The sequence below is a fragment of the candidate division KSB1 bacterium genome, assembly GCA_034506335.1.
Lineage (GTDB): Bacteria > Zhuqueibacterota > Zhuqueibacteria > JANLFK01 > Oleimicrobiaceae > Oleimicrobium.
Window position 1 is genome coordinate 19811 of record JAPDPR010000051.1, and the last position, 7876, is coordinate 27686.

The window sequence follows — 7876 nt, forward strand, 5'->3', positions numbered from 1 at the left end:
AGTGAAGAGTGAAAGAGATCGCAACCAAAGATTTGCGCAACATTGCTCTGGTGGCCCATGGCGGCGCCGGCAAGACCTCTCTGGCGGAGGCCATCCTCTTTTCCGCCGGCGAAACCACGCGCATGGGCAGCGTCGATGACGGATCCACAGTGTCGGACTACCAGGCAGACGAGATAGAGCGAAAGATTTCCGTCAGCACGACGCTGATGCATTGCTTCTGGAAAGACGTCAAGATCAACATCGTCGATGCCCCTGGGTATGCCGACTTTTTTGGCGACGCCGTCAGCGCCCTGCGGGTGGCCGACCTTGCAGTGGTGCTGGTGGATGCAGTATCCGGCATCGCTGTTGGCACCGAGAACGTGATGGAGATCGTTACCAAACAGGGAACTCCGCGCCTGTTCTTTGTCAATCGCGAAGACAAAGAGCACGCTAACTTTGAGAAGGCCGTCGCCGCGGCTCAGGAGCGTTTCGGGCATAGCGTGACCGTGGTGCAATTCCCTGCCAGCGAGGGAGAGAGCTTCAAATCTATCGTCGACCTGGTGCACATGAAATTGGTCACCTTCGCCACCGACGGCAGTGGCAAGTACACGATGAGCGACATTCCAGCGGAGCTGAAAGCAAAGGCCGATGGCCTGCGCGAAAAGCTGGTGGAAATGGTCGCCGAGTGCGATGATGCGATCCTGGAAAGCTACTTCGAGAAAGGGAGCTTGTCACCAGAGGAATTTGCCAAAGGGCTCAAGACCGGCATCCTAAAGGGCACTCTGGCGCCCGTGCTGTGCGGTGCCGCTACAAAGAACGTTGGCACTCACTTGCTTCTGGACTTTATCGCCACCTACTGTCCTTCTCCGGTCGACCTCTCCCCGGTCAAGGGAACTGCCCCTGGAAACGGACAGGAACTGACCCGCCCAGTGGATCCTTCTGCATCCTTAGCGGCGCTCGTATTCAAGACGGTAGCCGAGGCACATCTGGGCGAATTGTCGCTAGTCCGGGTTTACACCGGCACCCTAAGGATGGGTGACGAAGTGCTCAACGCCACCACCGGCTCTACCGAGAAGATCGGCCAAATTTACATCATGAATGGCAAGACACGCAAGGAGGTGGGAGTCTTGGTGGCGGGCGACTGTGGTGCGTTGGTCAAGCTCCGCAACACCCACACGGGCGACTGCCTCACAGCCAAGAAGGACCCCATTCTGTTGCCCGGCATTGCCTTCCCCACCCCGGTCACTGAGGTGGCAATCGTGCCAAAGAGTAAAGGCGACGAGGAAAAAATCTCCAACGGCTTGCAGGCGCTCCGCGACGAGGACCCAAGCTTTACCGTGGAAGTCAATCCGGAGCTCCGGCAGACTATCATTGCCGGGCAAGGGGAGCTCCACCTGGACGTCATCATCAAGCGTCTGAAGGAAAAGTTTGGCGTAGACGTAGACGTGCAGAAGCCGCGCATCCCGTACCGCGAGACCATTACGGGCAAGGCGGACGAGAAGTACCGGCACAAGAAACAGACCGGCGGTGCTGGCCAGTTCGCAGAGGTATGGATGAAGGTGGAGCCCCTCCCGCGCGGGGCAGGCTTTGAGTTTGAAAACCAGGTGGTCGGCGGCGCCATCTCCTCGGTCTTCATTCCCTCGGTGGAAAAGGGCGTGCGCCAGGTCTTGGAAGAGGGAGCCCTGGCCGGGTTCAAGATCGTGGACGTGAAGGCCATCGTCTACGACGGCAAAGAACACCCGGTGGACTCTAAGGACATCGCCTTCCAGATTGCTGGCAGGGAAGTCTTTAAGATGGCCTTCCTGAACGCCAAACCTATTCTGCTTGAGCCGATTTACGACATAGAGGTGAAGGTTCCCGAGGAGAACATGGGCGAGGTGATGGGCGACCTGTCCAGCCGACGCGGGCGAATCCTCGGGATGGACTCGGCAGGGCACTATCAGATTGTGCGGGCCAAAGTCCCACTGGCAGAACTGCACAAATACGCCACGACCCTGCGTTCCATCACGCAAGGACGGGCCACTTATCGTCGTTCCTTCTCCCACTATGAGCCGCTGCCGAAAGAGTTAGAGGCCAAGGTCATCGAGGAGGCAAAAGCCGAGCGGGAACGGGAACGGGCCAAATAGCTCGGAACTTTGATTACATCACATCAAGTGGGGCGAGGTCACGCCTCGCCCCCTTGTTTTGTTGCGGAGGGAGACGGATGGACGCACTCTGGGCACCATGGCGCATGGAATACATTAAGGCGGAAAAACCGAAAGGGTGCATCTTCTGCGATAAACAGAAGCAGACTAACGACCGACAAAACCTCATCCCTTACCGCGGAAAACACTGCTTCATCATCCTCAACTACTACCCCTACAACAATGGGCATCTGATGATAGTGCCATATCGGCATGTGAGTGATCTAGGGGACCTCACCGCCGAGGAACAGAGCGAGATGATGGCGCTCATCGCGCGCAGTACCCGGGTTTTGCAGAGAACCCTGCACCCGCAGGGCTTCAACATTGGCTTCAACCTGGGCAAAGTGGCAGGCGCAGGCATCGAGGACCACGTGCATTGCCACGTCGTGCCTCGCTGGCAGGGGGACACCAACTACATGCCCATCATTGGCCACACCAAAGTAGTCCCCGATGCATTAGAGAATACCTGTGCCCTCCTTGAGGGCGCTTTTGCAGAGCTGGAGGCATGAATAGGGCGCGTTGCGGTGGTCAGACGCGGCTTGTCTGCCAACGAAAAGGCGCAAGAGATTCCTATCATTCTTCGTCCCCCTTGACGCGTTCCCAAATCTCGTCCATCTCCTGCAAAGTGGCTTCCTGAAGGCTTCTCCCCCGTGCTTTGAGCTCCCGTTCCACCTGCTTAAAGCGACGGATGAACTTGTCCACCGTACCCCGCAAGGCATCTTCGGGGTTAACGTGGATAAAGCGCGACAGATTCACCAAAGAGAAGAGCACGTCTCCGAGCTCTTCTTCTACCTTCTTCTGGTCACCGAGCTGGCAGGCGCGACGAAGCTCGGCCAGTTCTTCTTCCACCTTCGGCCAGACCTGGGAAGCGTCCTGCCAATCGAACCCCACGGTGGCGGCTTTGCTTTGCACCCGGTGGGCCCGAAGCAGGGCCGAAAGCTCCCGCGGCACCCCATCCACCACCGACTCCTTGCCCTCACCCTGCTTCACATTCTCCCAGTGTACGGTCTGCTCTTCAGCCGTGTGGATCTGCGCGTCGCCAAACACGTGCGGATGGCGACGCACCAGCTTGTCGTTGATGCCTTGCACGACATCGGCAATAGTGAAGCGCCCCTGCTCGGCCGCTATCTGCGCATGGAACACCACCTGCAAGAGAAGGTCGCCAAGCTCCTCCTTCATGTCGTCGTAGCGTTCCTGGTCGATGGCTTCCAGCACCTCGTATGCTTCCTCAAGCAGGTATTGGCGCAGAGAGCGGTGCGTCTGTTCACGATCCCACGGGCACCCTTTTTCGCCGCGCAAAGTAGCCATCAGGGCGACGAGTCTCTCAAACTGATTGGCTGCGATCACGTGTCCTCTTCGTTCCATCAAAGTCCTTGCTCCACGTTTCGTTGTTCGCTCGAAAGGTAAGAAAGTTCACCCACACCGTCAATGACAAACATTCCCGCCTCGACTCTGTGCCGTCCACAAGAGCGTAACGCCTCCTCGCTGTCCACAACACGAGAGCCATTGTTCAAAGTTTGTTACACAAAAAACACTTGATTTTGCCGACGCGACATTGTAGATTTGGCGGCAACAATCGCAATAGGCCCCGACTCTCACAGGAGCCTATGCCCTTCAGACGGGAACGTGTGGCCTGCGTTGTACCCCTGCCGGCCAAGCACTAAGCCACCAACTCTCTGACCCCGCCTCAGTGCTGCAAGCGGTGTTTTGCACCGGCCAGCCATTACCCAAAATGCACGGGACGGAGAGTAAGTGTCCCTTTGTGAACGCAGACACTTGGGTGAGAATGAATCCCCGCTCCGCAATGCACCGCTCTGCTCATCGTCGCAAGAGAGCGAGATTGATCTGTCTCCCCTCGAAGGTGCAGGGTGACAGGGCACCTCCACCCTCACCTCCTTTGCCAGGCATGTGTTGCCGAAGGAACCCACACCGAACAGTTGCAGGAAGAAGGAACGCCAAACCCTTTACGGAGGCAAACACTCATGGAAAGGTCGATACCCTACTGGCGAAAGCTAGCAAGCGTCTGCCTTGTGGCAATACTCGTGGGCGCTCTCTCCCCCGCACACGGACAGGACATGTGGTGGGAAAAAGATTTTGGCCTCGGCATTCAATGGAGTTCTGGGCTCTCTTCCAAAGGGTTATATAACCGCGAGAGTCCACTGATGCCCGTTGATGCAGGGTATGCATACTTGGGCGTGGTCAGTGCCGAAAAGCTCCAGAGCAAGTCCTTCTACGACGTGGGCACAAAGTTCGGCTCGTATGAGGTATTTCTCTCCCTTTGGGACCAAAGGCTTCGGTTCATGTTCGGACAATGGAAGCACTCCAACGCGCTCTTCCGCAAAGAATCTGCTCCTCAACAGATGGCCGGTAGTTCAAGCCAATGGGTATTTGTGTGGGAGGGAGAGTTCACCGACAAGGTCACGTACGGTGGGTATGCCTTGTACTTTCCCATTTCAACGTCCGATGAAGTGGGCAGGTTTTCGATAGGTTTTGGCGCGGTGTTCGGCCACGCGAAAAGAAGCACCGTGCACTACCGCGTGTATCAGTACCTTACAAGTGGCTCCTACAAGGGCTACCCCACGAACGAAGCTGATTATTATGTGACCTTTTCCGCGTGGGCGGTCCGGGGAACCCTGAGCTTACGGTATGATCTGCCTTTCTTGCCAGTGTCCATCGAACTGAGCTTGGCCGCTCAAAATCATTTCCTAGACACTCTGCAACGCTGGGGCGAGTGGGAAATGCGTTATGGTACCCCTGCCGGGAACTTCCTGGCCAGCGACAAGAGCTTTCGAGATAGAGCTTACTTTAAGGAGCCCGGGATTTTTGTTCTAGACATTTCCCCATCCGTCTCCTTCACCATACCGTTGTAGCATAGACCTGGGCCGCGGAAGGTTGCACCGACCGGTTTATCCCGTCCACGGGCGCTGCTTGGTTGCCCGTGGACGGGGGCCCGCTGTCATCGCACCCACGCAGCGCCACTTTCGAGCTTTCATCCTCACCGGGCAGGGACCGCAACCTGCTTCGTCATGCCAGGACCGGTGAAACCGTGAAAACGCCCCCTGGCCCTTACTGACAGGCACAATTGGCTTTCTCTGCGATTGGTCAAAGCCGACTAGCTACGACTGTGTGGCTGGGTGAATCGCCTAATCCACCCACAGCCAGCATGACGTGCGCCTCCGCGTAAAAGCATGGCCACCGGTCCCGTCTCCGAATTCGCACATCCATTATGAAAAAGCTTCGCCTGCGAGTAGCTCGAGGAGAGTCATATCCGCCGCTGTCAGCGTCCGAGGCGTTTCTTCGGAAGAGAGCCCGCGAGCCATCCACTTTCGCACCTGCTATGTGACGCACAGCAAGTTATTATTACCAGGGGGTGAGAGGGACCAGGAGGGCTGCTTCTTGCCTGGCTGTACGCTTGGGGGCCGCCAATGATTAGTCGCCGTTGCGTGCGCGTGCCAATCGTCACACAAAAAATACTTGATTTCCAAAACGCCACATTGTAAATTCCGACACAAAACCGCATTAGGCTCGGGCGACCCACAGGAACCTGTATCTCAGGTGGGAAAGCGCGGCTTACTAGGCAAAACCGGGGCCTAGTCTGCATAAGACGCCCGCCAAGTCCGAAAAACAAGAATACTTTTGCAGGGCCCCGTCTTTTCGACGCATTGCTTGCACAACCGAAGTTCTTACGGGCGATGCAGCACGGGAGAAAACGCACCTACCTTTTTGAGCATAGCCTAGTGCATCCTATGACCCGCCGTAGGGAGTTGTCTGGATTCCTCAGTTCTCCTTTAGGACGGGCTAACAGGGCCCCTCCATGTTCCTCTCGTTCTCAAGACATGTGCTCCTGAGGTGACCACTTTTTGTCAAGGACTGGACCGAAAAGGAACAAAAGGCCACACAAGGAGGAAATACGCATGGAAGGGAGAATTTCGCCCTGGCGGAAACCAGCGGTTTTGTGTCTGGTCGGGACGCTTGTTGTAGGCACCATATCCTCGGGGCGAGGTCAGGACAGATGGTGGGACAAACCTTTTGGCGTCGGTTTCCGTTACAGTTCCGGGCTCTACTCCAGGGCTTTCATAAATAAGTATAGCCCACACATAGGTCTTGAGGCAAAGTATGCTTACTTTGGCGTGGACAATGAGCGCGACAAGTCGCTATTCGACCTCGGCACGAAGGCCACCTCGTATGAAGTGTTTCTTTCCTTCTCGCGCCAAAAGTTTCACGTGACGTTCGGACAGTCCGAACACTCCTTCTCCCGTTTCCGGAAAGAGTCTCCACCCGTAGAATTTGTTGGGGAAAGCACGCCAAGGGTGTTTGTTTGGGAGGGAGAGTTTGCCAGCAAGCTCACGTACGCTGGCTATTCCCTTTATTTTCCCATCCTGACCTCCGAGGCGGTAGGCAGGGTATCGATAGGTATTGTCCAAATGGTCGGCCACGTTAAGAACGCCAAAGCCAACTATTATACCTATGAGTACGAGCATGGAGACCCCAGGCGTTTGCAGGTGAATACGGCAGACTACCGTGTGACCTTTTCGGCATGGGGGGGCCGACTGGCCCTGAGTTTGCGTTATGATTACCCCGGTTTTCCGGTCTCCGTCGAGTTGAGTCTTGGCGCCGAGGGTTATGCCTTAAACACTTTGAAAGGATGGGGCGAGTGGGAAATCTATAGCCGTGTGGCTGGGGCGGGCGGGTGGTGGAAGGAGACGGACAAGGACTATCGCGAACGTGGTTTGTGGAAAGAGCCAGTCATTGGTGTGCTAGAGATTCTGCCCTCCGTCTCCCTCACCATGCCGTTATAGCAGGTTCCCCCGCGGGAAGCGGCGCTCTTCGATCATCCCCTCCACGGGTACTTCTTGGCTGCCCGTGGAGGGGACACGGGGCGGTATGGCCCCACAGCTCCACAAATAGGCGCCCCCATCTTAAGGGACACGACTGCCTGAAGTCAACGGCCATTGGCACTGCTGGTGCTCTGTGCTAAGAGCCTTCCCCCAACCCCTCTTTCGGACTCAATGGAGCAATGCGTCAATCAATAAGCTCGCGGAGGCCCATGCCTTCTGCTATTCGCGCGCGCCTGTTATGCCTGCAGGCCAGGCGGCGGGTGCATCAAGTTCCTCCGCGAGATACAAGGAAAAGACAGCATGCACGTCCTTACCAGCCCAACGAGAGAGCACCTGGAGCAAAAACCGCTTGATTATTTGCGGCGGTTTGGCTAACTTGAAAACACGTGATGATTCGTTGCTCGGCCGAAGACAGGGTCGCTGAGATGTCCAAGAGGCCAGTCTACGCAGAGTCTTGTTGATGAGGTGATCGTGGGCACAGTTGAGTGTCGGGGGTTTTCCGCGGTAAGCTAGTGCGTACATGAGGCCCTTGAAGGCTTGGCGGACTTGTCACAGTAGAAGCGGCCTGTTGTCTGCATAAACGACTACGCGAGAACGGTGGACACATCTCCTCGCCTCCAAAACTGGTCCGAGAAACCGAGAATGATCGAATCCCTTAGTTTGGGTAGGCTGGGAACCTCGCGGTGGGGGGTTCTGACCTCTGTGGCAGATCTAGCATAGCTATGAACCTTACCACTTATCCTATTTCGCTCCCCCTGCGGCATACGTTCCGCATCGCGCGGCATGCGGAAGATGTGAGCGAAAATTTTTACGTCCGCGTCGAGCACCACGGCGTCACCGGTATCGGCGAAGGTGCTCCTTCTCCACGCTATGGGG

General features: G+C 56.5%; 5 protein-coding genes. 4 read left to right on the forward strand and 1 reads right to left on the reverse strand.

Annotated elements, in window-relative coordinates; translation table 11 throughout:
• The first annotated feature begins 8 nt into the window (after nt 1-8).
• Nucleotides 9-2105: an elongation factor G gene (gene fusA / locus ONB25_12945; protein MDZ7393792.1), complete on the forward strand. Its 2097-nt coding sequence runs from the start codon at nt 9-11 to the stop codon at nt 2103-2105.
• 77 nt (nt 2106-2182) lie between these two features.
• Nucleotides 2183-2671 carry an HIT domain-containing protein gene (locus tag ONB25_12950; GenBank protein MDZ7393793.1) on the forward strand — a complete coding sequence of 163 codons (489 nt, stop codon included), beginning with the start codon at nt 2183-2185 and terminating at the stop codon, nt 2669-2671.
• A gap of 64 nt (nt 2672-2735) precedes the next feature.
• Here ONB25_12950 and mazG read toward each other — a convergent pair whose 3' ends face one another.
• The gene (gene mazG / locus ONB25_12955; GenBank protein MDZ7393794.1) at nt 2736-3527 is read right to left on the reverse strand and encodes a nucleoside triphosphate pyrophosphohydrolase; all 792 of its coding nucleotides are present in this window, start codon (nt 3525-3527) and stop codon (nt 2736-2738) included.
• 617 nt (nt 3528-4144) lie between these two features.
• On the opposite strand from mazG, the gene ONB25_12960 reads away from it, so the two are divergent.
• Entirely contained in the window at nt 4145-5032 is an 888-nt protein-coding gene (locus tag ONB25_12960) for a hypothetical protein (GenBank protein MDZ7393795.1), read from the forward strand.
• A 1044-nt stretch (nt 5033-6076) separates the two neighbouring features.
• Nucleotides 6077-6961 carry a hypothetical protein gene (locus ONB25_12965; GenBank protein ID MDZ7393796.1) on the forward strand — a complete coding sequence of 295 codons (885 nt, stop codon included), beginning with the start codon at nt 6077-6079 and terminating at the stop codon, nt 6959-6961.
• The last annotated feature ends 915 nt before the right edge of the window (nt 6962-7876 follow it).